Origin of the sequence: Flavobacterium flevense (assembly GCF_900142775.1) — a bacterium.
GTDB lineage: Bacteria > Bacteroidota > Bacteroidia > Flavobacteriales > Flavobacteriaceae > Flavobacterium > Flavobacterium flevense.
Genome location: NZ_FRCC01000010.1, coordinates 12,041 through 37,714, shown reverse-complemented (window position 1 = coordinate 37,714; position 25,674 = coordinate 12,041). Strand labels below are relative to the sequence as shown.

The following is a 25,674-nucleotide window of genomic DNA, read 5'->3' as shown; positions in this document are numbered from 1 at the left end:
TAGTGCCTTCGTGGCTATAAAATATGGAACAAGAAAAACAAAATAACGCCCAACATTTCCTCGATTTAATTCAGAAATCACGAAAAGGAAAGTTCAAAATCTACATCGGGATGAGTGCTGGTGTGGGTAAAACGTTTCGTATGTTGCAAGAAGCTCATACGCTTTTGAAAAACGGAATCGATGTCAAGATTGGCTATATCGAAACCCATTTCCGGAAAGAAACACACGAATTACTTGATGGTTTGCCGATAATTCCGAGAAGAAGTATTTTCTACAAAGGAAAAAATCTGGAGGAAATGGATGTGCAGGCGATTATTAATTTACGTCCCGAAGTTGTGATTGTAGATGAATTGGCTCACACCAATATCGAAGGTAGCAAAAACGAAAAGCGTTGGCAGGATGTTTTGGAGATTCTGGAAGCTGGAATTAATGTAATTTCTGCCGTGAATATTCAGCATATTGAGAGTTTGAACGAAGATGTGAGACAAATTACGGGAATTGATGTTCAAGAACGTATTCCTGATACAATTGTGCAACTTGCAGATGAAGTCGTTAATATCGACTTAACATCTGATGATTTAATTGCAAGATTAAAAGAAGGAAAAATTTATACTGCCGATAAAATTGAAAGTGCTCTGAAAAACTTTTTCAAACCAGAACAAATCCTGCAATTACGGGAATTAGCACTTAGAGAAGTAGCGAGCCAAGTAGTTCGTAAAGTAGAAAATGAAGTTCCGAAAAATTTGGCTTTAAAACATGAAAAACTATTAGCATGCATAAGCAGTAACGATAAAACCGCTAAAATTGTAATCCGGAAGACGGCTCGTTTAGCAAGTTATTACAACGGGATTTGGTATGTTTTGTATGTGGAAACACCTAAAGAAAGCAGTAACAAGATTGCATTAGCCAAGCAACGCTATTTGATTAATAATTTTAAACTAGCGAGCCAGCTGGGTGCTCATGTAATAAAACTGGAGAATAATAACATAACCGACGCTATTTTAAAAACTGTCAAAGAAAAAGAAATTACAACTGTATGCATTGGAAAACCACATTTGAATTTATTTAAAGTAATTTTGTCTACAACTATTTTCAGACGTTTACTCAATCAACTTTCTTTATCGAATGTTGATTTGATTATTTTGTCTTAAAATACAAAAACTAATATTATTTTGTACCCCTAAAATGCGATATATCCTGAATTCATTTGTACCAAAACGAAAATTATGAGAATTAAAACCAAATTAAATCTGGGTGTAGGATTGTTATTTATACTAATAATTATACTTTCTCTGGTGAGTTCTTTTTATGTGTTTTCGATAAAAAAAGATACAGAAAATATTCTTAGAGCCAATTACAATACTCTGGAATATTCCCGAAATATGCTTTTATCATTAGACCAAATGACAACAGATTCTATCAAAGCAAGAGCCGCTTTTCAGGTGAATTTACAAAAGCAAATTAAAAATATTACTGAATCCGGAGAGAAATTGGCAACGGATAATTTAAAAAAGAAATTCTCTGTTCTGGAACAAAACACTTCTGATGAAAATCTGAAAACACAAATAAGACAAGATATATTTGCGATAATAAAGCTTAATATGGACGCTATTAAGCAAAAAAGTGATAAAGCGAAACAAACAGCTGAAACAGCCAACTTTTGGATAGCAATTGTAGGTACATTGTGCTTTTTAATCGCTTTTAACTTATTAATAAACTTACCAAATAATATTGCGAATCCCATTAAAAAACTAACCAGTAGTATTCAGGAAATTGCCAATAAAAATTATTCGGAACGAGTACATTTTACCAATCATAATGAATTTGGCGATTTAGCCAAATCCTTTAATACCATGGCACAAAAACTCGAAGAATACAACAACAGTAATTTGTATAAAATTTTCTTTGAGAAAAAACGACTGGACACGCTCATCAATAATATGCACGATCCCATTATAGGATTAGATCAAAACGGAATCGTATTATTTGCAAATGATGAGGCACTCAAAATAATCGGGATAAAATCCGAAGAAATTATTGGAAAAATCGCTACTGACATTGCTGTTTCTAATGATTTAATTCGCTCAATGATTTTAAAAGAAACAAATGCCGGAATACAAAAAAACAAAGCTTTGAAAATTTTTGCTAACGGAAAAGAAAGTTATTTTGAAAAAGAAACCATTGCTATTACTATTGTACCTACAGGTGAGGAAAATCCAATTGACATAGGAAACGTTATTATTCTTCGAAATATTACCCCTTTTAAAGAATTGGATTTTGCAAAAACTAACTTTATAGCTACTGTTTCACACGAATTAAAAACACCTATTGCATCCATAAAATTAAGTCTTCAATTGCTTGAAAATACTCAAACCGGTTTTATGAATAAAGATCAGAAGCAGTTGATAGAAAGTATCAAAGAGGATAGTCATCGCTTACTAAAAATTACGGGAGAACTTCTTAATTTATCTCAGTTAGAAACAGGAAATATTCAGCTGAATATCGAGCAGAGTAATCCATCTGAAATTATAGATTATGCTATAAACGCTGTAAAAATAAAAGCGGAGCAAAAAAACATACAATTAATAACCGACATTCAGGACAATTTACCAAAAGTGAAAGCTGACAAAGATAAAACATCCTGGGTTTTGATTAATTTTTTAACCAATGCCATTACTTATTCTTCCGAAAACAGCCTTATAATTATAAAAACAATAGCTCAAGGTAGTACCATCACTTTTTGTGTTACTGATTTTGGAAAAGGAATTGACAATCGATACAAAGACAAAATATTTGATAAATATTTTCAGATTCCCGGAAGTAATAAATCAGGAACAGGATTGGGACTTGCCATCAGCAAAGAGTTTATAGAAGCTCAAAACGGAACAATTTACGTAGAAAGTGAACTGGGACTGGGCAGTACATTTGGAATTTCGCTACACGCAGTTTCCTGAAAAGGCATAAAAAAACTCCCTAATTGCTTAAGGAGTTTCTTGGTGGGCGATGAGGGGTTCGAACCCCCGACCACTTCCGATGAAATCGGAATGCTCTAAACCAGCTGAGTTAATCTTTAGGATTAATTAATTCCTGAATTTTAATTCTGCTTTTCCATGATTTAATCTGAAGTTCTCTAATATGAGCAAGTTCTTTAGTATCGTAGTTTTCGGTATAAACTATTTTCCAGTCTTTAGTATTTCCTGTGAAGCCTTTGCTCTTTTGATTGTGACGAATAATTCTTTCTTCTAGATTAGAAGTGAATCCAATGTAAAATCTATTTTTACTTTCACTAAATAAAATATAAACAGTAAAGCTCATAAGTGTCTTGAATAAAAAAAACCTCCAAAATCAATGACTTTGGAGGTTTTTAAATTTTGGTGGGCGATGAGGGGTTCGAACCCCCGACCCCCTCGGTGTAAACGAGGTGCTCTGAACCAGCTGAGCTAATCGCCCTATTTTATTGTGCTATCATTGCTGATTGCGTGTGCAAATATACAGCTAGATTTTATATTTACAAGTGTTTTTCAAAAATAAATTCATAAAAAAACATCATTAATTTCTTAGCACCTCACTAACAACATTTTAATGATTTACTATTTTTTTGTAATACCCTTTGAGAGTATTACATTTGTGAAAACAAATTCAATACTATGGCTCGTTTCAAAGAAAATGATTTACCTAAAGCAAAATTAACAACCAGCTCACTCCAAAAAGCCTTACGAATATTCAAATATTCTAAAAATCATAAATTTAAATTTTTTATCGGATTAGTTTTTTTATTACTAACCAGTGCTACTGCCCTTGCTTTCCCTAAATTGATGGGAATGTTAGTAGACTGCGTTACCAATAAAGATTTAGACAAAGCCAATGAAATAGCTATAGCGTTGATGGGAATCTTAATGCTTCAGGCTATTTTTTCTTTTTTCAGAATTTCGCTTTTTGTAAATTTCACCGAAAACACCTTATCTAATATTCGTTTTGCATTGTACGAAAATTTGATTAAGCTCCCTATGTCGTTTTTCTCTCAAAAGCGTGTAGGTGAATTAAACAGCCGTATTAGTGCCGATATTTCACAATTACAAGACACACTTACCACAACTATAGCCGAATTCCTTAGACAGTTTATCTTAATTATAGGTGGATTTGTCATTTTAGGAAGCATTAGTCCCAAGTTGACTATTATGATGCTTTGCATTGTTCCGGTTGTTGCGGTAGCAGCAGTAATTTTTGGAAGATTTATTCGAAAATACGGAAAAATGACGCAGGATAAAGTTGCTGAAAGCCAGGTAATCGTTGAGGAAACCTTACAAGGAATTAGTAACGTAAAAGCTTTTGCAAATGAATGGTACGAATTACAACGTTACAAAAACAAAATTAAAGAAATTGTAGCCATTGCCATTAAGGGTGGTCAATACAGAGGTTATTTTGCTTCCTTTATTATCCTGTGCCTTTTTGGTTGTGTGGTAGTCGTAGTTTGGTACGGAATAACATTAACTATCAAAGGTGAAGTCGAAGGTGTAGGTGATTTGATTTCATTTGTACTATATACTACTTTCATAGGCGCTTCCTTTGGCGGAATTGCTGAGATGTATGCTCAAATCCAAAAAGCGGTAGGTGCCACAGAACGTGTTTTTGAATTATTGGATGAAACCCCTGAAAAAATCAATACTCAAGTTCATGAAACTACAACTCCTAAGTTAAAAGGAACCGTAGATTTTAAAAATGTAGCTTTTAGTTATCCTTCAAGAAAAGAAATCCAGGTTTTAAAGGATGTTAATTTCTCAGCCGGTTTTGGACAAAAAATTGCTGTAGTGGGACCAAGTGGTGCCGGAAAATCAACGATTGCTTCTTTGTTATTACGTTTTTACGATATTAGTAGCGGATCAATTCTTATTGATGGTAAAAACATTTATGAGTACGATTTAGAAGATTTACGTGGTAATATGAGTATTGTTCCGCAGGATGTAATTTTATTTGGAGGAACCATCAAAGAAAATATCGCTTATGGTAAACCAAGTGCGACCGATGAAGAAATTTTGGCTGCAGCCCAACAAGCTAATGCCCTGAATTTTATTGAAAGTTTTCCTGAAAAAATGGAAACTATTGTGGGAGAAAGAGGAATCAAACTTTCCGGCGGACAAAGACAGCGTATTGCTATTGCCCGTGCTTTGCTTAAAAATCCTAGTATTTTAATTCTTGACGAAGCCACATCATCATTAGACAGTGAAAGCGAAAAACTAGTTCAGGAAGCTTTAGAAATTTTGATGGAAGGAAGAACCAGTATCATTATCGCGCATCGCCTGGCCACTATCCGTTCAGCTGATCAGATTTTAGTAATTGATAATGGAGTGATTAGCGAACAAGGAACGCATTTAGAATTAATTGGTCTTGAAAACGGAATTTATAAAAACCTGAGTAATCTGCAGTTTAGTAATTCATAAAATAATAGGTAATAAAAAAGGGATGATTCAAATAAAATCATCCCTTTTTTCATGCTATTAATCCAGATTTATTATCTGATTAATTTCTTGTATTTCAAACGTTTTGGCGTTAAATCACCACCAAGACGTTTCTTTTTATTTTCTTCATATTCAGAGAAGCCTCCTTCAAAATAATACACTTCAGAATCTCCTTCGAAAGCTAAAATGTGCGTACAAATACGATCTAAAAACCATCTGTCGTGCGAAATAACAACCGCACATCCGGCAAATTTTTCTAAACCTTCTTCTAAGGCACGAAGTGTGTTTACGTCCAAATCATTTGTAGGCTCATCCAGCAACAATACGTTTCCTTCTTCTTTCAAAGTCATCGCCAGGTGCAAACGGTTACGTTCTCCTCCGGATAGCATCGATACTTTTTTGTTTTGTTCACCCCCACCAAAGTTAAAACGAGATAAATAAGCACGAGAATTTACTTGCTTTCCTCCCATCATAATTAATTCCTGGCCATCAGCAAAGTTCTCCCAGATAGATTTATTAGGATCAATATTCGAATGGGACTGATCTACATAAGCTATTTTTACAGTTTCACCAACAGAAAACTCCCCACTATCTGTTTGTTGTTCGCCCATAATCATTTTGAAGATAGTTGATTTACCGGCACCATTCGGCCCAATAATTCCAACAATTCCGGCTTGTGGCAAAGTAAAGTTCAAATTATCATACAATAATTTTTCTCCAAAAGCTTTAGCTACATTTTTAGCTTCAATAACATTGGTTCCCAATCTTGGACCATTTGGAATATAAATTTCCAAATTTTCGTCCAATTGTTTTTGGTCTTCGTTCAATAATTTATCGTAATTCTGTAAACGTGCTTTTTGCTTCGTTTGGCGTCCTTTAGCTCCCTGACGTACCCAATCCAACTCTCTTTCTAAGTTCTTTCTGCGTTTAGAAGCTACTTTTTCTTCCAGAGCCATTCTGCTTGATTTTTGGTCTAACCAGGAAGAATAATTCCCTTTCCATGGAATACCTTCTCCTCTGTCCAACTCTAAAATCCAACCTGCAACATTATCTAAGAAATAACGGTCGTGTGTTACTGCAATTACAGTTCCTGAATATTGTGCTAAGTGTTGTTCTAACCAAAGTACTGACTCAGCATCCAGGTGGTTAGTAGGCTCATCTAATAGCAATACATCCGGTTGTTGCAATAATAAACGACACAAAGCAACACGACGACGCTCACCACCTGAAAGGTTTTTAATAGGTGTATCACCATCCGGAGTACGCAAAGCATCCATGGCAATTTCTAACTTAGTATCAATTTCCCAGGCTCCCAATGCATCTATTTTGTCCTGTAAAGCAGCTTGACGATCCATCAACTTATCCATTTTGTCCGGATCAGAATAGTTTTCTTCAAGACCAAACAAGTCGTTAATTTGATTGTATTCTGCTAAAACAGCCATCGTTTCTGCTGCACCTTCCTGAACAATTTCTAAAACAGTTTTAGAATCATCTAAAATAGGTTCTTGTTCTAAGTATCCAACAGTGTAACCCGGTTGAAAAACCACATCTCCCTGATAGTTTTTATCAACACCTGCAATAATTTTTAAAAGAGAAGATTTTCCTGAACCATTTAAACCCAGAATACCAATTTTAGCTCCGTAAAAGAAACTCAAAAAGATATTTTTAAGAACAGGTTTATCTGCTCCCTGATAGGTTTTACTCAATTTTTGCATTGAGAAAATTACCTTTTTATCGTCTGACATAATATTATAAATTTAATTTTTTTAAAGAATACAAATATAACATTATTAGAGAAACAATAAATAGCTGAGCAGACATTCCAATTTATTTTTTACGGTACCAATTATTGATAAGCCTTATCAGTCAGGGTTTTCATAAAAGCAACTAAAGCTTTGATTTCTTTTTCGTTTAATTCCAATGGATCAGCGGGTAAAGTTTGATTTTCAACAGCAATTCCCAGACCAACACCGCCTCCTTTATTATAAAAATCAACTACTTCTTCTAATGTGGTATAAACTCCATTGTGCATATAGGGTGCCGTAACAGCAACATTTCTTAACGATGGTGTTTTGAAAGCATTTTTTAACTGAGGCATTTGGTATTGTATGTATCTCCCTAAATCAGGACTGATTTTTTTACCATTTTTATCCGCTGGTGTACCAATCACTTCCTGCTCTGTTTTTTGATAATTTGGAGGAACAGTTCCATTAAACAAAGGAATAAAATGACAAGTAGCACATTTAGCTTTTCCTGCAAAAAGATTAAATCCTAATTTTTCTTCGGCGGTAAAATCATCTGAATCACCACGCATATACTTATCAAATCTACTGTCAAAAGCATTCAATGAACGTATGTAGCTCGCTAAAGCATTTTGAACCTGCCATTCTTCAATTTTTTCAGATTTTGGAAATGCTTTTTTAAACAGTTTTTGATAAGCTGCATCTTTACTTAATAGTTGGATTGCGTTAGCCACATTCCCATGCATTTCATCTTTATTAGTAATTACATCCAGACTTTGTTTTTCCAAATCCAATTGACGCATGTCCCAAAATTGTGCATTCTGCAATGAAGCATACGTTAAGGTTGGTGTATTTCTGTTTAAGTTACTTCCGGTTAACGATTGGTTCGTTTTCAGGCCATCCGTAAAAGCTTTTTCAGGATTATGACAGGAAGAACAGCTTCTGGTTTTATCATCTGACAAAGCGTTTTCATAAAATAATTGCTTCCCTAAAGTGGCCTTATCTGCAGAATAAGCATATTCTTCCGAAGGAATAAATGCATTTACATCAAAAGCATCTTTATCAAAAATAGTTATTGCTTTAGGGTTCACAACATTATTACGATCCACATTTTCTATTTTATTGATTTTTTGAAAAGCAACTAACTTTTTGCTAATCGGATTTAGAAAATTTTTGATAAAATGAGCTCTGTCAAACGTTTTAAAATCACTATTCGAATCACAATAATGTATTGCCTGATTTACTAATTTATTAATTTCATTTTCACACTGAACAGATTCAGCGCTTTCAAAATTCATTTTCGAAATTAATTTACCTATTGAACTCAGGCTGCTAGCTGCTTCCGGAATAGACTGAAAAGCTATTGGCGAATCAAATCCTGTAATTCCTAATGCCAGAATTCGGTTGATTTCCATTTTTGAAGCATCTAAAATATGTGCATCAGAAATTGTAATTGCACTTATATGCTGCTGGATTTGCTTAAAATTTCCATTTAATATTTTAATGGTACGAATTAAATCGGCTTTGTTTTCAAGACGATAATCCGGAAAAATCATTTCTTCAATTACCTGAAAACCATTGGGTGGAATAAAGGTATTTTCGGCAACTTCCAGTTCGTCTAAAGCAGGTCCGTTTACAAATCGGGCTGGATGGGGTGTAAAATATTCAACCGCCCATTCTATCTTTTTGTATGATAATCGTGCCTTTTTAAAGGCTTGTTGAATCTTTTTGGAGTCGTTACTTTTTTCAGCAATTTTCTCAAATTCAACAACTTCCTGATTTAGTTTTTCAATATCTGAAATTAACTCCTGCTGTGCAGTTATCTCAACATATTTTTTTTCGCAGGCTGATAATAAAATTAAAAGTGCTAAATTGAGAGTAAGGATTACTTTTGTGGTACAATTACTTTTAAACAATTTCATTTTTTTAGGTAAATAAAAGCAAAAAACAACCCTGTAAAAGGGCTGTTTTTTTGGTATGTATAAATTTCAAAAATTATCTTTGAACGTTTCTTATTATTACGGTTTGACCACCTTCCATATTGGTATTTACTTTACTTCCATCAGCATATTTGAAAGCTTCTTTCTGCCATGTATGAGGGTGAATATTTACGATAAAAGTATTTGGAACCCCAATAACATCTGAGATATCTTCCATGGCACCATATTCCCAGCTACCAAATTTCATTACACCTGTCTGGTTGTAAGTTGCATTCCATGTTGCATCCTCACGCTTGTGATTCATAGTCAACCAAGGTTTGTTTACTTTAGTCGCAATGTTGTATTGCCAAATATAAGAGTCATGTTTTGCAGCGGTATAATAAGAATCTCCATCTTCCTGAATGTACACATAGTTTTCAGTTACACAAATGTTATCCGGATTGATAATTCCCGTACCCGGTGTAGAATCACCTTCAACTACTAATTCCAGTTTACCAACTAATGGATTTTTATCATCTAAGTTCAATTTATAAACTCTTCCCCACATCGTGTATCCATCCACAGGAGCGTTACTACTTGCCTGACCTGTAGCAGTAAAATAGATTTCACGGTTATTTTTTGCAGAACCTTTTCTGTAATCAACATCTTCTACTCTTGAAAAACGAATAGCACCTAAACTATTTACAGTAGTATTAATTTGTGCACCTGTCAGGTTCTTAGCATTTGGAATTTCAACAAATGAAACATCAAATGAACTTCCAATTCCCATAGTCATTTCAGCCTGAACTCCGTCATTTCTTTTTAAAGCATACAATTTTCCATTATTTAAATCTCCAACAGTATTACTTACATACATAATTACCTGTCCCGCACTGGCGTGAGAAGTTCCGTAAGATTGATCCTCTCCAATTAAAATTACCGTTTTTCCGGAATAAGCTTCTTTAGTAAGCGGTACAGCATTTTCCATACTTGCTTTTCCTAAAGCTGGTAAAACTCTGTCTTTTCTGCTTTTTTCATTGGATGAACTAAAAGGATCAATTCCGTGAACCATACTTTCTTCACCGCTTTCTCCTGCTGTTAAAAACATTGGACCAAATCCATTTATCGCAGGAGTCGCTAATGTAGCAGAACATAAACGAGTCATTCCTCCAATTCCGTCAACTATATATTCTCCTTTTACAGGTTTAAGTGTTTTATCAAAATAAACTCTGGAAACTGATTGTAAAATCTCGTGATTTGTAATCATCATATAGCCATCTCCATTAGGATCTTTCATAAATCCCGCTCCGTCAGGTTGTGCACCGTAAACAAAGTTAGGTGATTGAGATAATACATCAGGACTACTAATCATTGAAGTAATTTTCAGGTCTTCAAAACCTTCTTTTGCCACTACTAAAGCAGGAACTGAGGAAACATTTGCAAAATCAATATCGGCATTTTCTTTATTTGAATTATCGTCATCATTTTGACAACTTAAAACTGCTAATCCTAATACTGACAAAACACCAGCTCTTTTTAGATAATTTAATTTCATAGTTTTTGTTATTTTTATTTTTGTCAAAACTAAGCCGTTAAAATCAGGAAGAGGTTAATTGATATTATTGAAATAATGACCATTATGTTAACACATTTTAACAAAATGATTACTAAGTAAATTTTAAGTAAATAATTAGAACAAGTATAAATAATAACCGCTACATGTATTGAGAAAGCATAAAAAAACGACCATTACAAAGTAACAGTCGTTATAATTCATAAAGTATAAAATCTATACTCTTCCTTTAAGGGAACTAAACACCCAGGCGATAGCAAAGAATCCTATGCCTACAGCTGCAAATCCTATTCCTGAAATATCTCTGTATTTAAATATTCCAAGACCTATCAATATTAGTCCCATTACAATCATTATAAAGGTAGCCCAACCTAAGATGGTATTTTTATTCATTCCCATTATTGTAATATTTTGTTTAATTTTTTAGAAATACAAATATCGCTAAATTTAATAGCTAATTAAAAATATGATAAAGCATTTCTTTTAATAAATCAGCATTAGATAAAGCATTCGCTCCTACTCCTTTACTTTTAACATCGATTTCCCGTAAGGAAGCCACAATCTGACTTACTTTTCGCATCGGATAATTGCGTATCGCTACATCATATTCCTTTAAGAAAAAAGGATTTACTCCTAAAACGGCAGCAACATTTTTAGGATTTTTATCTTTCAGACCGTGGTATTTTAATAATTGGACAAAGAACCCAAAAACTAAACTTGTAGTAACTACCATAGGATTATCCTTTGGATTATTGGCGAAATTTTCGGCAATGGTATAGGCTTTCAGTTGGTTTCGTTCACCAATAGCTTTTCGCAATTCAAAAACATTAAAATCTTTACTAAAACCAATGTTTTCTTCAATGTCTTTTGGCGAAATTGTGCTTCCTTTTGGTAAAATTATCTGAAGCTTTTCCAATTCATTGTTTATTTTACTCAAATCAGTTCCTAAAAACTCCACTAACATCGCTGCAGCTTTAGGTTCGATGGCATATTTTTTTCCTGATAAAACACGCTTGATCCAATCGCCCACCTGATTTTCATATAACTTTTTACTCTCATAAACGACTCCGGACTTCGCAAGCAATTTGGTTACTTTTTTTCGTTTATCGAGTGTTTTGTATTTATAGCAAAAAACTAAAACCGTAGAAGGCATAGGGTTTTCGGCATAACTTTCTAATCGGTCAATGGTTTTTGTCAAATCCTGTGCTTCTTTTACAATCACCACCTGACGCTCGGCCATCATGGGATAACGTTTTGCAGTCGAAACAATATCTTCTACCGAAACATCCCTGCCGTACATTACCGTTTGATTGAATCCTTTTTCATCTTCCGACAAAATATTTTCTTCAATATAATCGGATAATTTATCAATATAATACGGTTCTTCCCCCATCAGAAAATAAATGGGCTTGATGTTTCCTGCTTTTATATCGTTAACAATTTTTATGACTTCGTCCATTTTTAGATCTCAGATTTTAGACGTTAGATTTCAGATTTGAAAACCATAATCTTTAAACATATTTTCTATTTTTGCCACATGCAAAAACTCAATTTTCCTTCTTATTCATTTCGTTTCAAAAATAGCGAAAATAAAGTGGCTATTTTTGATGAAATAAGAAAAAAGTTCATCATTCTCACTCCCGAAGAATGGGTTCGTCAGCATGTGGTACGATTTTTATTAGAAGAAAAAAAATATCCTAAATCTTTAATTAATGTCGAAAAAGTATTGTTAGTGAACGGCTTAAGAAAAAGATATGATGTGGTAGTTTTTAACTCCGATGGTTCTATTAATGTTTTAGTTGAATGCAAAGCTCCGGAAGTAAAAATCACTCAGGGAACTTTTGACCAGATTGCCCGTTATAATATGACAATGAAATCCACTTATTTAATGGTAAGCAATGGTTTGAATCATTATTTTTGCCAAATGGATTATGAGAATGAAAAATATCAGTTTCTAACAGCAATTCCAGATTATAAATAAGTAAATAAAAGTAACTTGAAAAAATTAGCAGTTGTAATTCTGAATTGGAATGGTGTCCAATTATTAGAGAAATTTTTACCTTCTGTAATCAAATATTCAGCTGAAGCTACTATATATGTTGCTGATAATGCTTCGACAGATGATTCTGTATCATTTGTAAAACAACATTTCCCAACAGTACAAATTGTAAAAAACACCGGTAATTTTGGTTTTGCACAGGGTTATAATGAAGCTTTACAACACATTGATGCTGAAATTTATGCCTTAGTGAATTCGGATATTGAAGTGACTGAAAATTGGTTACAACCTATTTTAGAAACTTTTGAAAAAGAACCGGAAACAACAATAATACAACCAAAAATTTTAGATTATAAAAACAAAACCTATTTTGAATATGCCGGTGCTGCCGGAGGTTTTATTGATAAATACGGTTATCCTTATTGTCGCGGACGAATTTTTGATACTATCGAAAAGGACAATGGACAATACAATAACTCTTGCGAAATAACATGGGCTTCGGGTGCCTGTTTTTTTATTCGAAGCAAAATCTATCACGAATTAGAAGGATTTGATACTGATTTTTTTGCCCATCAGGAAGAAATAGATTTGTGCTGGCGGGCTAAAAACAAAGGATATTCTATCAAATTCAATCCCAATTCGGTGGTTTATCATGTGGGTGGAGCGACTTTAAAACAAGGGAATCCGAAGAAAACTTATTTGAATTTCAGAAATTCATTATTAATGTTGGTTAAAAATCTGCCGAAGAAAAATTTGTATGCTGTTTTGTTTACACGCATGATTTTAGACGGAATTGCAGGAGTTCATTTTATTTTACAGGGAAAATTCAGTCATTGTTTTGCAATTCTGAAAGCGCATGTTGCTTTTTATGCTTTATTTTCAAAAACTTACAAAAAAAGAGCTTTTTTTCAATCAAAAGAATACTATACTGTTAAAAGTATCGTTATTAATTATTATCTCAAGAATGGCAAGGTCTTTGCTAAAAAAAATTAACATTAATTTATATTTAATTTCTAAACATTAAAAACTAAATTTGTAAAAACTCAAAAAACTAATAAAATTTATGAAAAAAGTTGTTATCGCCCTTTCGGTACTCGCTCTTTTAACATCTTGCGTTTCTAAAAAGAAATACGCAGATTTAGAAGCAAGAAATAAAGAAACTCAGGATTTATTAAATACTGCTACTGTAAAATTAAATACATGTCTTGAAGAAAAAGCTGGATTAACCGCCAGAGTTGAAGGTTTGAAAGAACACAATCAAACCTTAATTGCTACTTCTAAAGATATGACCGTTTTAACAGCTAAAGGTGCTGAAAACATCGAAAAAGCTTTAGAATCTATCAAAGAGAAAGATTTAAAAATCTCCAGAATGCAAGATGCTTTAAACAAGAAAGACAGTGTTACTCTTGCTGTTGTTACAAGTTTAAAAAGCGTAGTAGGATTGAACGATCCGGACATCGAAATCAATGTTGAAAAAGGAGTGGTTTACATCTCTATCTCTGACAAAATGTTGTTTAAAACAGGTAGTTATAATGTATCTGACAGAGCTAAAAGCGTGTTAGCAAAAGTAGCTAAAGTTGTTAATGACAAACCTGATTTTGAATGTATGGTTGAAGGTCATACTGATAATGTTCCTTACATTGGAAACGGAGTTTTATTAGACAACTGGGATTTAAGTGTGAAACGTTCTACTTCTATCATCCGTGTGTTAACAAACGAATTAGGAGTTAAACCAGAGCAATTAATCGCTGCAGGTAGAAGTTCTTATGTTCCTTTAGTTGATAATAATTCTGCTGAAAACAGAGCTAAAAACAGAAGAACACGTATTCTTGTTTTACCTAAAATTGACCAATTCTATGATATGGTTGAAAAAGAAATGAAAAAACAAAGATAATCTGTTACAGATTCGATAATACTAAAAACGTTCCGAAAAATTTCGGAACGTTTTTTTTTATGCTTTAGCTTTTGAAAACTGTTGAGTCTTAAAGTATATCCAGATCTCCTTTTCCTTCACGAATTACTTCGGGTTCATGACCTGATAAATCAATAATCGTTGATGCTACATTATCCCCATAACCACCATCAATAACCATATCAACCAGGTTCTGCCATTTTTCGAAAATCAATTCCGGATCAGTAGTATATTCTACTACATCGTCTTCATCACGAATAGAAGTTGTAACAATAGGATTCCCCAACACTCTTACAATTTCCAGAGTGATATTATTTTCAGGGACACGAATACCTACCGTAGTTTTCTTTTTGAATTCTTTTGGTAAATTATTATTTCCCGGTAAAATAAAAGTATAAGGTCCCGGCAAAGCTCTTTTTAAAATTTTGAAAGTTGCTGTATCAATTTGCTTCACATAATCCGAGAGATTACTCAAATCATGACAAATAAAGGAGAACTTTGCCTTATCAAGCTTTACTCCTTTGATTTTTGCAATGCGCTCTAAAGCTCTGGAATTAGTAATATCACAACCTAAACCGTAAACAGTATCCGTAGGATAAATCACTAAACCACCATCTTTTAAAACCTTAACCACCTTAGCAATTGCTGCCTCAGAGGGTTTGTCTTCATATATTTTTATAAATTCTGCCATTTTTTTGTTTAAATTTAATTTTTAAAAATAAATTATCATGGTTCTCGATACAATTTTTAAAGCATTAGACTTTTACTATAATCGACATTTGTCTAGCTTTAAAAATCACTCGAACTGACGAATGCTTATTCAATATTACTTACTACACCCGTCACTTCGAGTGATTTTTAATAGTAATGCGACAGCCTTACTTTTAAAAATTGTATCGAGAAGCATTTTGTAATTTAAGTTATCTAAAAACTTTTCTTTGCTAAATTAGGAAGTTTATCATATTCTTCATTAATCAATGCCTCTTTTTTAGCTCTTGACCATTTTTTAATTTTTTTCTCTATATCAATTGCAAAATTGATATCTGTGAATTCACAATAATAAACTAACTCAACTGGTCTTTTGTTTGCAGTATAACAATCAGGATAAAAACCTGTTTCATGTTGAAAAAGCCTTTGGGTTAAATTACTTGTAACTCCAGTATAATATGAATTATCAGAACACTTTAAAATATAAACGTAAGATTGTTTCATATTATTCAAGGAATTAGATTATGGTTCTCGATACAATTTTAAAGCATCGGCATTTTCTATTTAAACACAACCTATTTGGCTTTAAAATCACTCGAACTGACGAACGATAATTTACATACCTACACAGTCGTCACTTCGAGTGGTTTTTACTGGTAATGCGATAGCTTTACTAGTAAAAATTGTCTCGAGAAGTTTTTTAAACTATAATGTTTTTGATACATTTTATAAAAATAGCTATCTCATTTTTTTAAGAAATACTCGAACATACGTGCATTACCCAATCACATCCAATTTAGCAAAACGCAGCAATAATTTTTTAATTCCTCCTACTTCAAACTTAATTTCGGCCTTTTTATCGGCTCCCACACCTTCTAAATTGATTACTTGTCCGCGGCCAAAGCGTTCATGCATAACAATGTTTCCTATTGTAAGTTGGTTATCAAACAAACTCGTTGTTCCTGAAGGTGCATTTCCTGAAACAGGTTTTAATTTTCTGATTTGTGTTTCTGGTTTGGGTTGGTTATCCGTTATATATTTGGGAGGCGTTCCATTAGAAGGCTTTGCTAATCGCAGTTTAGATTTATCAACATCACCAAAAATATCTTTATCAATCATCGGCTTAAAGCGATAATTGGTTTCAGCAGGCGTTAAATATTCTAAGTACTGGCCATCAATTTCTTCAATAAAACGTGAAGGCTCACTGTCAGTCAATTTTCCCCAGCGGTAACGCGATTGGGCATACGTCAAATAAGCCTGATGTTCAGCTCTTGTCAATGCCACGTAAAACAATCGGCGTTCTTCTTCCAACTCCGAACGGGTACTCATACTCATCGCCGATGGAAACAAATCTTCCTCCATTCCTACCACAAAAACATGAGGAAATTCCAGTCCTTTTGCTAAGTGAATGGTCATCAAAGCCACTCGGTCTTCATCACTGGTGTCTTTGTCTAAATCAGTAGCCAAAGCCACATCCTCCATAAATTCAGCCAATGAACCGCGTGCTCCGTCAATTTCTCTTTGCCCTTCGGTAAAATCTTTAATACCGTTTAACAATTCTTCAATATTTTGAATTTTAGCCATTCCTTCAGGTGTGGCATCCTTTTTCAATTCCTGAACTAATCCGGTTTTTTTAGAAACATGATCCGTTAAATAAAAAGCATCCTGATTTTCATTAATTACCTGAAAACTCTGAATCATAGTAACAAAATCCTGTAATTTCTGCTTGGTTCCCGAATTCAGTTTCAAATCAATACGATCAATATTTTGCATGATTTCAAAAATGGAACGCTTATAATGATTCGCAGCCACAGTCAGTTTCTCCACTGTAGTATCCCCTATTCCACGTGCCGGATAATTGATTACACGCATCAATGCTTCTTCGTCTTTTGGATTTATGACTAATCGCAAATAACACAAAACGTCCTTAATTTCCTTTCTTTGGTAAAAAGACAAACCTCCGTAAATACGATACGGAATATCTCTTTTTCGAAGCGCATCCTCCATAGCACGTGATTGCGCATTGGTACGATACAAAATTGCAAATTGACCGTTGGTCATTTGATTCTGCATTTTTTCTTCGAAAATAGTACTGGCCACAAATCGTCCTTCTTCTGCATCAGTCAGACTGCGGTGGACTTTTATCTTTGGTCCAAATTCATTAGCGGTCCAGACCACTTTATCCAGTTTGGTTTTATTTTTATCAATAATCGTATTTGCCGCTTCCACAATGTTTTTTGAGGAACGGTAATTTTGCTCTAATCGAAAGGTTTTTACACCCTGATAATCTTTTTGAAAATTCAGGATATTATTGATGTTGGCCCCACGAAACGCATAAATACTCTGAGCATCATCTCCTACCACGCAAATATTCTGAAATTTATCTGACAAAGCACGTACAATCAAATACTGCGAATGGTTAGTATCCTGGTACTCATCAACCAAAATATAACGGAAACGATTTTGATATTTAGCCAAAACTTCCGGAAAACGAGTCAATAATTCATTGGTTTTTAATAACAAATCATCAAAATCCATAGCCCCTGATTTAAAACAGCGATCTACATAATTTTGATAAATTTCGCCCATTCTTGGTTTCTTAGACATCGCATCCGCTTCCTGTAAATCAGGGTCATTAAAATAAGCTTTTACCGTAATTAAACTATTTTTAAAAGTCGAAATCCGGCTTAAAATCTGTTTGGGTTTATAAATATCTCTGTCCAATTGCATTTCTTTGATAATTCCCGAAATAGCACGCAGCGAATCCTGAGAATCATAAATAGTAAAATTAGACGGATAGCCTAATTTATCAGCTTCCGAACGCAAAATCCGGGCAAAAATAGAGTGAAAAGTTCCCATCCAAAGATTTTTAGCTTCGCTGGCTCCTACAATATCTGCGATACGATTTTTCATTTCCCTTGCCGCTTTATTGGTAAATGTAAGCGACAAAATATTAAAAGCATCCACGCCCTGATGCATTAAATAAGCAATTCTTATCGTTAAAACACGGGTTTTTCCTGAACCTGCTCCGGCAATAATAATCATTGGACCGTCTTTTTGTAATACAGGTTCGCGTTGCGCTTCGTTGAGTTGGGAAATATATTGTTGCATTTTTTTTCTCTATTTATGCAAAAATAAGTATTTAAGAATTAATTACAGACTATGATTTAAAAAGAGTAATGTATTGATTTATGACGCAAAGATTCTCGAAGATTTCGCAGAGAAACACAAAAGATTTAAAATTTAAATTTTAAAAGGAACTATGCTATATATTTTTTCACAGAGACACAAAATAACAAATCTTTCTTTGCGAAACTTCGTGTATTCTCTTTGCGAATCTTTGCGTTATTATTTCACAGAGAAACACAAAATAACTAACCTTTCTTTACTAATCTTTGCGTAATAATTCTAAAAGTATATTTTTGCTTTAAAAATTTACACCAATGGATTCCACAAAAATTATAGAAATATTTGCTTACACTATTCCTTCCATAATTACCGGAGCAGTCGCTTATTATTTATTTAAAACGCATTTTAAAGATCAGCAAAACACCAGAAATTGGCTGATTCAGAAAGACAATCAAAAAATAGCACTGCCTTTACGATTGCAGGCTTATGAAAGATTAGCATTATTGATGGAACGCATCCAGCCATCTCAATTAATGGTGCGGATTAACCCGGTTTCTCATGATAAAAATGATTATGAAAACTATGTAATTGCTCAAATCGAACAGGAATTTGAACACAATATTGCACAGCAAATTTATGTATCAGATAAATGCTGGACCATTATTGTAACTGCCAAAAATGCAATTGTTCAAATGATACGATTAGCTGCTAAAAATGAAAAAGTTACAAATGCAGATGAATTAAGAACTTTTGTAATAACCGAATTATTAGAAAAAACTTCTCCTGCTGCTACAGCATTGGCGTTTATTAAAAATGAAGTAGCTGAATTATGGTAATCATGCCGATTTTTCATCGGGCATTATTGATTTAACAGCTTCCATGGCTTCACTTTTCTTTTTGGCATATTGAAACCCTTCTTTCCACCATTGCGTCATTTTTATTTTATTAAAAATCAAAGCATTATTAGTGAGATCTATCGGAGTATAATACATATTGAGTTTAACGTTATTATGTGTAGCAGACAATGTTCCTAAGAGTATATTATGCTTCTCGATTTGGTCTAACTGAATCTGAAATATATCAATCAGTAACGAAAAAGGATTTTTCCCAATAACTGTTCTTGGGGTTGCTTTTTCCGTTTCAAGAATAACAACATCTATTTCTGTTGCCCCACGATTGATAGCTTCCTGAATGGGTACCAAACTGGAAAAACCACCGTCAGCATAATCTTTATTGTGAATTTTTACAATACTCATAAAAGGGATATAATTACTCGAAATCCAGATCCAGTCGCAAAATTCATCATAGGTACATTCCTTAATTGACTTATATTCTGCCTGATTGTCTGTTAAATTAGTAACTGTAACTATAACATCCGTTTTCATTGCTTTCAACTGATTAAACTCAGTAATAGGAAAATGTTTTTTAATGTAGGCACGTAATTTTTTGCTTTCGCCAAAGGTTCTTTTCCCTCTGAAAAACTGCAACAAAACATTAAAGTGATTGATACTGACTACATCAATTCCGTTTTTCTTTTTAACGATAAACGGATTAATATTAAAGATTTTGCTCATATCAACATTCGTATAAATACTACGAATTTTTTCTATGTTACCTAATGCCAAATGAGGAATCAATAAGCTTCCGGTAGAAGTTCCAATAAACAAATCGTATTTTATTTTTTTATTTTCTAACAGAAACTGGGCTACACCACCCGCAAACGCTCCTTTACTCCCTCCTCCGGAAATAACTAATGCTCTCATATTTTTTCATTTAATAATCGATTCAGCTGAAATTGTTCTTTTTCATTCAAATTGGTTATAATTTGTGCAAAAGAATCTCTATAAACCTGGTTTTTTAATAATGTACGAATAGTATCCCGCCCAAATTTAGAAAATTGCCACATATGATGTGTTGTTGCTTTGACCAAGTTAATCAAAACTGTCTGATTAATAATTTTAAAACCTATTAATTTTTCTAATGCATTTTGACGGGTTGTTGCCTCATATTTCTCAGAAGAATAATCAATTAATTCGTCAATTAAAACGGTTTTATCACTTACATAATCAGTTGTCAGGAGTGCCAGAGATAACCATAATGTTCTTAAATTATAATCGTTAAAACCTATCCAGCTTTTTGATTTTTCTAAATATTCGAAACGTTTTTCAGGAAAATTTCTCCACAAATACAACAACGCAATCTCCTGAGTCTGGTAAGAAGCATCATCCAAAAGACTCTCATAATCCGTTCTGAATTCTTCCGGAATTTTAGGTAAAGAGTAGGCAACAGCCTGACGAACAGGAAGATTTTTAGTATTCATTACCAATTCTAAAAATGGTTTTTTAGCTTCAAAAGATTCATTTTTAAGTTGGTTTACAACCATTACTTTAGCTGAATAATGCGCATCTGACATAAGAATTAATTTAAAAAAACCTTCTTTTTGTGCCAGAGGCTTCGATTTAATTTTATCCAGTTCTAATAGTATTTTTGTTATTTTATTTTTAACTAATAACTTATTGATATTTTGAGTATTAATCACAGTAGACTCAAGCCATTCTTTAGAAAACAACTCCGTATCAAAACGACTTACTTTTTTTACTTCGGCTAAAAAATCATCAGTAGTTACAGTTTTAAAAGCATATTTTTTTAAATAGTTTTTTATCACTTTTCTAAATGCCTTATCTCCTATTTCCTGATGCAATGCAAACAATGCCCAGGCTCCTTTTTGATAATAAGTTAATGAACTGGCCTTTTCATTTAATACAGGAATAGTATCGGTACGCGAAGCATATTTTATTTGCTGAATGGATTCATACATTTTAGAATAAAAATAATCTTCCCCATAAATAGCTTTTTCGGCTAACAAAGCATAATACGTCGCAAAACCTTCCTGCAACCAATGGTGTTTGCCACTTGCGGCAGTAACCAAATCCCCAAACCATTGATGTGCCAGCTCATGGGCATCCACATTCGTGTAATTTCGATCTAAAAAACCGGTTGAATCAACGACATAACGGCTAGCAAACAAAGTTGCAGAAGTGTTTTCCATTCCGGCATATAAAAAATCACGAACAGGAACTTGTTTGTAAATTTGCCAGGGATATTTGATGCCAATTTCTTTCTCTAAAAAATCAAATATTCGAGCCGAATAGCGATAAGTGGGTTCAAAACGTGACTTATCTCGATTTTCTAAATACATTTCAAGCGGAATTCCACTTTTTGAAAATTGAGTTTGCTTTTCGAATTTTCCAATAGCCAGCATTAATAAATACGAACTCATTGGTTTTTGCATTTGGTATTGCCAAAGCGTGGTTGTACCTAAAATCTTTTTTTGCTCTAAAATACCATTTGAAATTACCTGAAAATCAGAATCAAATTCAACCTGGAGATTAAAAATCACTTTTTCATTTACATCATCAAAACTTGGAAACCAATTACTGGTATATTTCCCCTGACCTTGTGTCCAAATTTGTAAATCTTCTGGGTTTTGTGAGTGTATAAAATACAAAGCCTGTTTGGGAATTGCATTATATTCAAAGCTAATTTGATTTTCTCCTTTTTGAAAAGGATAAATTAGCAACAATTGCTTTCCTGAATTTACATGGTGTATGTGCTCTTTATTCAGTTTTACACTTGAAAATTGCATGTTTTGGGCATCAATTTTTATAGTATCAGTGGGTTCTAAAACTTTAAAGGAATAATTAACTGTCCCTGAAATTGAATTTTCAGCTGGATTTAATTTTAAATGCGCTGAAACAGAAGTAAAATCGACAAACTTTGTTTGCTGTGCAAAAATAAAAGAGGAAACAAAAAGAAAAAAGTATTTCATTTAAAGCGGATTAAAACCAGAATTTCAAAGTTACAAAGGTTTGCTAAACTAAAAGAAGTATTTAGTAAGTTTACGTCTTAAATTTTTAATAAAATTACGTTGAAAAAAGCCCTTTTTAACTGGAGCAGCGGTAAAGATTCTGCTTTAGCCTTATACAAAATACTACAAAACCCTGAATTTGAAATTAATTACCTGTTAACGAGTGTAAATCAGCAATTTCAGCGCATTTCCATGCATGGTGTGAGAGTAGAATTACTCGGACAACAAGCGCAAAGCATTGGAATTCCTTTAGAAATCATGCAAATTCCCGAAATGCCTACTATGGAAGTGTATGAAGATGTGATGCAAAAATCACTAGAAAAACTCAAAAACAAAGGCATTACCCATTCTGTTTTTGGGGATATTTTTCTGGAAGATTTACGACAATACCGTGAGGACAAATTAGCAAAAATGGATTTTGAAGGCGTTTTTCCCATCTGGAAAATCCCAACAAAAGAATTAATTCAGGAATTTATTGCTTTAGGCTTTAAAACGATTGTTGTTTGTGTTAATGAACGCTATCTGGACAAAAGTTTCACAGGCAGAATAATTGACCAGCAATTTATTGATGATTTACCAGAAAATGTAGATGTATGTGGCGAAAATGGTGAATTTCATACTTTTACTTTTGACGGCCCAATTTTCAAAAAACCTATCGATTTTGAAATTGGCGAAATTGTCTATCGAAAGTACGAGAAACCCAAACAGGCATCCTCTAATACGGCTTGTGATACTAATGATACTTCCGCCTATGATTATGGATTTTGGTATTGTGATTTAATTCCGAAATAACACAAGGTTATAAAAAAACAAACCGCAAATTCGCAAATTATTTAAAAGCATAAATAATTTGTGAATTTGCGGTAAATCTTTTTTACACACTTACTGAAATCTACGTTTTTACAATTTCTTAGCGTTTTTCACCTTTTGATCTGTAATTGCTATTTCCAGTACTTCACTCATTTCTTTCACATAATGAAAAATAACTCCGCTTAAATATTCCGGTTTTATTTCGTCAACATCACTTTTATTTTCGTGACATAAGATGATTTCTTTAATATTAGCTCTTTTGGCAGCAAGGATTTTCTCTTTAATTCCGCCTACTGGTAAAACCTTTCCTCTCAAGGTAATTTCACCTGTCATCGCAATATTTTTCTTCACTCTTTTTTGTGTAAACAAAGAAACCAGCGAAGTCAGCATTGCAATTCCTGCACTTGGACCATCTTTAGGTGTTGCTCCTTCCGGTACGTGTAAATGAATATTATATTTCGATAATAACTCAGAATTTAATCCCAGTTGGTCCACATTTGCCTTAATGTATTCTAACGCAATGGTAGCAGATTCTTTCATTACCGGACCTAAATTTCCTGTAATACTCATACTTCCTTTTCCTGGAGAAAGCAAAGATTCGATAAATAAAATATCTCCGCCTACACTAGTCCAGGCTAAACCGGTAACTACTCCTGCAACATCATTACTCTCATATTTATCACGCTCTAAACGGGGAACACCCAGAACTTTCACAATATCTTCATCAGTAACTTTTTTATTGTATTCTTCCTCCATAGCAACTGATTTTGCTGCATTTCGGATTACCTGAGCAATTTTAGCTTCTAACCCACGAACACCGGATTCACGGGTATAACCTTCAACAATTTTTTCTAATTGTTTTTTTCCAATAGTCAAATCTTTCGAAGTTAATCCGTGTTCTTTTAATTGACGCGGAAATAAGTGTTGCTTAGCAATTTCTACTTTTTCTTCAATCGTGTAACCGGACATTTTAATGATTTCCATACGGTCTTTTAATGCGGGCTGGATTGCTCCCATATTATTAGACGTAGCAATAAACATCACTTTGGATAAATCATAACCTAATTCAACAAAATTATCATAAAAAGCACTGTTTTGTTCCGGATCTAAAACCTCTAACAAAGCGGAAGACGGATCACCCTGATTACTGTTAGACAATTTATCTATTTCGTCTAAAACAAATACAGGATTAGAAGTTCCTGCTTTTTTCAGACTTTGGATAATACGACCCGGCATCGCTCCGATATAGGTTTTTCTATGTCCGCGAATTTCAGCTTCATCACGCAATCCTCCTAAAGAAATACGAACATATTCTCTTCCCAAAGCTTCAGCAACCGAACGTCCAATGGATGTTTTACCCACACCCGGAGGTCCTGTTAAACAAATTATGGGCGATTTCATGTCGTTTCTTAACTTTAAAACAGCTAAATGCTCAATCATTCTTTTCTTTACTTCTTCTAATCCAAAATGATCTCGGTCTAGAATTTTCTGAGCATTTTTTAAATCAAAATTATCTTTAGAATATTCGTTCCAAGGCAAGTCTAAAAGCAATTCCATATAATTTCTCTGAATTCCATAGTCAGGTGCCTGTGGGTTCATTCGACGCATTTTGGCTAGTTCTTTTTCGAATATCTTTTGGGTTTTATCATCCCATTTTTTTTCTTTAGATTTCACTAACATCTCGTCCATTTCTTCTTCCTGAGTCGAACCACCTAATTCTTCCTGAATGGTTTTCATCTGTTGGTGCAGAAAATATTCTCGTTGTTGCTGGTCTAAATCAAAGCGTACTTTAGATTGAATATCATTTTTTAATTCGAGTTTTTGCAACTCGACATTCATGTATTTCAAAGTTTCTAAAGCTCTGTCTTTTAAATTATTAATAGCTAATAAATCTTGTTTTTCTTTAACCGATAAATTCATGTTAGAAGTAACAAAATTGATTAGAAAAGACTGACTTTCAATATTTTTGATTGCAAAAGTAGCTTCGCTTGGAATATTTGGGCTTACTTTAATAATCTGAATAGCCAGTTCTCTCATCGAGTCCAGGATTGCTAAAAATTCAGAATCTTCTTTATTAGGTCTTTCCTCTGAAAAATCTTTGATAACGGCTGAAATATAGGGTTCCTCAGAAGTAACCGCTTCAATTTCAAAACGCTTTTTACCTTGTAGAATTACCGTTGTAGTACCATCAGGCATTTTAAGTACTCGTAAAATACGTGCCACAGTACCTACCGAATTAATATCCTCTTTTGTTGGGTCTTCGATTTCTTCATCTTTTTGAGCCACAACACCTATAATTTTCCCTGAAGCATTGGCATCATCAATTAATTTAATTGATTTATCCCTTCCTGCTGTAATAGGGATAACAACTCCCGGGAAAAGAACCATGTTTCTTAAAGGAAGAATAGGTAATGAATCCGGCAATTCCTCGTTAATCATTTCTTCTTCATCTTCCGGCGTTAATAATGGGATCAATTCCGCTTCTGAATCAAACTCCTGAAGTGACATATTGTCAATAGTGAGTATTTTATGTTTTGACATAGTATAATTTAAGTCTT

Annotated in this window: 20 protein-coding genes and 1 tRNA gene; 8 read left to right on the top strand and 13 right to left on the bottom strand. The window is 33.5% G+C overall.

The window, feature by feature from the left end; translation table 11 throughout:
• The first annotated feature begins 23 nt into the window (after positions 1-23).
• A complete protein-coding gene (locus BUB89_RS15175; RefSeq protein WP_073246528.1) occupies positions 24-1,151 on the top strand; it encodes a sensor protein KdpD in 1,128 nt (375 codons plus the stop codon).
• Positions 1,152-1,226: 75 nt separating this feature from the next.
• Entirely contained in the window at positions 1,227-2,954 is a 1,728-nt protein-coding gene (locus BUB89_RS15170) for a sensor histidine kinase (RefSeq protein ID WP_073246526.1), read from the top strand.
• 109 nt (positions 2,955-3,063) lie between these two features.
• Here BUB89_RS15170 and BUB89_RS15165 read toward each other — a convergent pair whose 3' ends face one another.
• On the bottom strand, positions 3,064-3,315 hold the full coding sequence (locus BUB89_RS15165) for a GIY-YIG nuclease family protein (RefSeq protein ID WP_073246524.1): 252 nt from the start codon (positions 3,313-3,315) through the stop codon (positions 3,064-3,066).
• 57 nt (positions 3,316-3,372) lie between these two features.
• A tRNA-Val gene (locus BUB89_RS15160) sits at positions 3,373-3,450 on the bottom strand.
• 197 nt (positions 3,451-3,647) lie between these two features.
• On the opposite strand from BUB89_RS15160, the gene BUB89_RS15155 reads away from it, so the two are divergent.
• Complete coding sequence (locus BUB89_RS15155) at positions 3,648-5,438, top strand: ABC transporter ATP-binding protein (protein ID WP_073246522.1); 1,791 nt, start codon at positions 3,648-3,650, stop codon at positions 5,436-5,438.
• Positions 5,439-5,509: 71 nt separating this feature from the next.
• Here BUB89_RS15155 and ettA read toward each other — a convergent pair whose 3' ends face one another.
• The 5 genes from ettA to holA form a co-directional block, all read right to left on the bottom strand.
• Positions 5,510-7,201 (bottom strand): energy-dependent translational throttle protein EttA, encoded by a 1,692-nt coding sequence (ettA, locus tag BUB89_RS15150; protein WP_073246520.1) that lies wholly within the window; start codon positions 7,199-7,201, stop codon positions 5,510-5,512.
• Positions 7,202-7,302: 101 nt separating this feature from the next.
• Positions 7,303-9,120 (bottom strand): cytochrome-c peroxidase, encoded by a 1,818-nt coding sequence (locus BUB89_RS15145; RefSeq protein WP_073246518.1) that lies wholly within the window; start codon positions 9,118-9,120, stop codon positions 7,303-7,305.
• Positions 9,121-9,193: 73 nt separating this feature from the next.
• Positions 9,194-10,672, bottom strand: a complete 1,479-nt coding sequence (locus BUB89_RS15140) for a PhoX family protein (protein WP_073246516.1) — start codon at positions 10,670-10,672, stop codon at positions 9,194-9,196.
• A gap of 234 nt (positions 10,673-10,906) precedes the next feature.
• Positions 10,907-11,089, bottom strand: a complete 183-nt coding sequence (locus BUB89_RS15135; protein WP_073246514.1) for a CAL67264 family membrane protein — start codon at positions 11,087-11,089, stop codon at positions 10,907-10,909.
• A 55-nt stretch (positions 11,090-11,144) separates the two neighbouring features.
• On the bottom strand, positions 11,145-12,149 hold the full coding sequence (gene holA / locus BUB89_RS15130; RefSeq protein WP_073246512.1) for a DNA polymerase III subunit delta: 1,005 nt from the start codon (positions 12,147-12,149) through the stop codon (positions 11,145-11,147).
• A gap of 78 nt (positions 12,150-12,227) precedes the next feature.
• Here holA and BUB89_RS15125 point away from each other — a divergent pair, with 78 nt between their 5' ends.
• The 3 genes from BUB89_RS15125 to BUB89_RS15115 all read left to right on the top strand — a co-directional run bounded on the left by BUB89_RS15125 (position 12,228) and on the right by BUB89_RS15115 (position 14,583).
• The gene (locus BUB89_RS15125) at positions 12,228-12,671 is read left to right on the top strand and encodes a type I restriction enzyme HsdR N-terminal domain-containing protein (protein WP_073246510.1); all 444 of its coding nucleotides are present in this window, start codon (positions 12,228-12,230) and stop codon (positions 12,669-12,671) included.
• A 15-nt stretch (positions 12,672-12,686) separates the two neighbouring features.
• Complete coding sequence (locus BUB89_RS15120) at positions 12,687-13,682, top strand: glycosyltransferase family 2 protein (protein WP_073246508.1); 996 nt, start codon at positions 12,687-12,689, stop codon at positions 13,680-13,682.
• 70 nt (positions 13,683-13,752) lie between these two features.
• On the top strand, positions 13,753-14,583 hold the full coding sequence (locus BUB89_RS15115; protein ID WP_073246506.1) for an OmpA/MotB family protein: 831 nt from the start codon (positions 13,753-13,755) through the stop codon (positions 14,581-14,583).
• 88 nt (positions 14,584-14,671) lie between these two features.
• On the opposite strand, the gene BUB89_RS15110 is transcribed toward BUB89_RS15115, so the two are convergent.
• The 3 genes from BUB89_RS15110 to BUB89_RS15100 all read right to left on the bottom strand — a co-directional run bounded on the left by BUB89_RS15110 (position 14,672) and on the right by BUB89_RS15100 (position 18,420).
• The gene (locus tag BUB89_RS15110; RefSeq protein ID WP_073246504.1) at positions 14,672-15,292 is read right to left on the bottom strand and encodes an L-threonylcarbamoyladenylate synthase; all 621 of its coding nucleotides are present in this window, start codon (positions 15,290-15,292) and stop codon (positions 14,672-14,674) included.
• A 233-nt stretch (positions 15,293-15,525) separates the two neighbouring features.
• On the bottom strand, positions 15,526-15,813 hold the full coding sequence (locus tag BUB89_RS15105) for a GIY-YIG nuclease family protein (RefSeq protein ID WP_073246502.1): 288 nt from the start codon (positions 15,811-15,813) through the stop codon (positions 15,526-15,528).
• Positions 15,814-16,086: 273 nt separating this feature from the next.
• Complete coding sequence (locus BUB89_RS15100) at positions 16,087-18,420, bottom strand: ATP-dependent helicase (RefSeq protein ID WP_073246500.1); 2,334 nt, start codon at positions 18,418-18,420, stop codon at positions 16,087-16,089.
• Between the two features lie 332 nt (positions 18,421-18,752).
• Between BUB89_RS15100 and BUB89_RS15095 the strand changes: the two genes are divergently transcribed.
• A complete protein-coding gene (locus BUB89_RS15095) occupies positions 18,753-19,274 on the top strand; it encodes a DUF7935 family protein (protein ID WP_073246498.1) in 522 nt (173 codons plus the stop codon).
• Here the strand turns inward: BUB89_RS15095 and BUB89_RS15090 are convergent, their stop codons facing one another.
• Together BUB89_RS15090 and BUB89_RS15085 are read right to left on the bottom strand one after the other, a co-directional pair.
• Positions 19,275-20,201, bottom strand: coding sequence for a patatin-like phospholipase family protein (locus tag BUB89_RS15090; RefSeq protein WP_073246496.1), 927 nt, complete (start codon positions 20,199-20,201; stop codon positions 19,275-19,277).
• Positions 20,198-22,267: a M1 family metallopeptidase gene (locus BUB89_RS15085; protein ID WP_073246493.1), complete on the bottom strand. Its 2,070-nt coding sequence runs from the start codon at positions 22,265-22,267 to the stop codon at positions 20,198-20,200. Before BUB89_RS15085 ends, BUB89_RS15090 begins: the two co-directional genes overlap by 4 nt.
• 93 nt (positions 22,268-22,360) lie before the next feature.
• On the opposite strand from BUB89_RS15085, the gene BUB89_RS15080 reads away from it, so the two are divergent.
• Positions 22,361-23,098, top strand: a complete 738-nt coding sequence (locus BUB89_RS15080; RefSeq protein ID WP_441316641.1) for a Dph6-related ATP pyrophosphatase — start codon at positions 22,361-22,363, stop codon at positions 23,096-23,098.
• A gap of 108 nt (positions 23,099-23,206) precedes the next feature.
• On the opposite strand, the gene lon is transcribed toward BUB89_RS15080, so the two are convergent.
• Positions 23,207-25,657, bottom strand: coding sequence for an endopeptidase La (gene lon, locus BUB89_RS15075; protein WP_073246487.1), 2,451 nt, complete (start codon positions 25,655-25,657; stop codon positions 23,207-23,209).
• Positions 25,658-25,674: the final 17 nt, after the last annotated feature.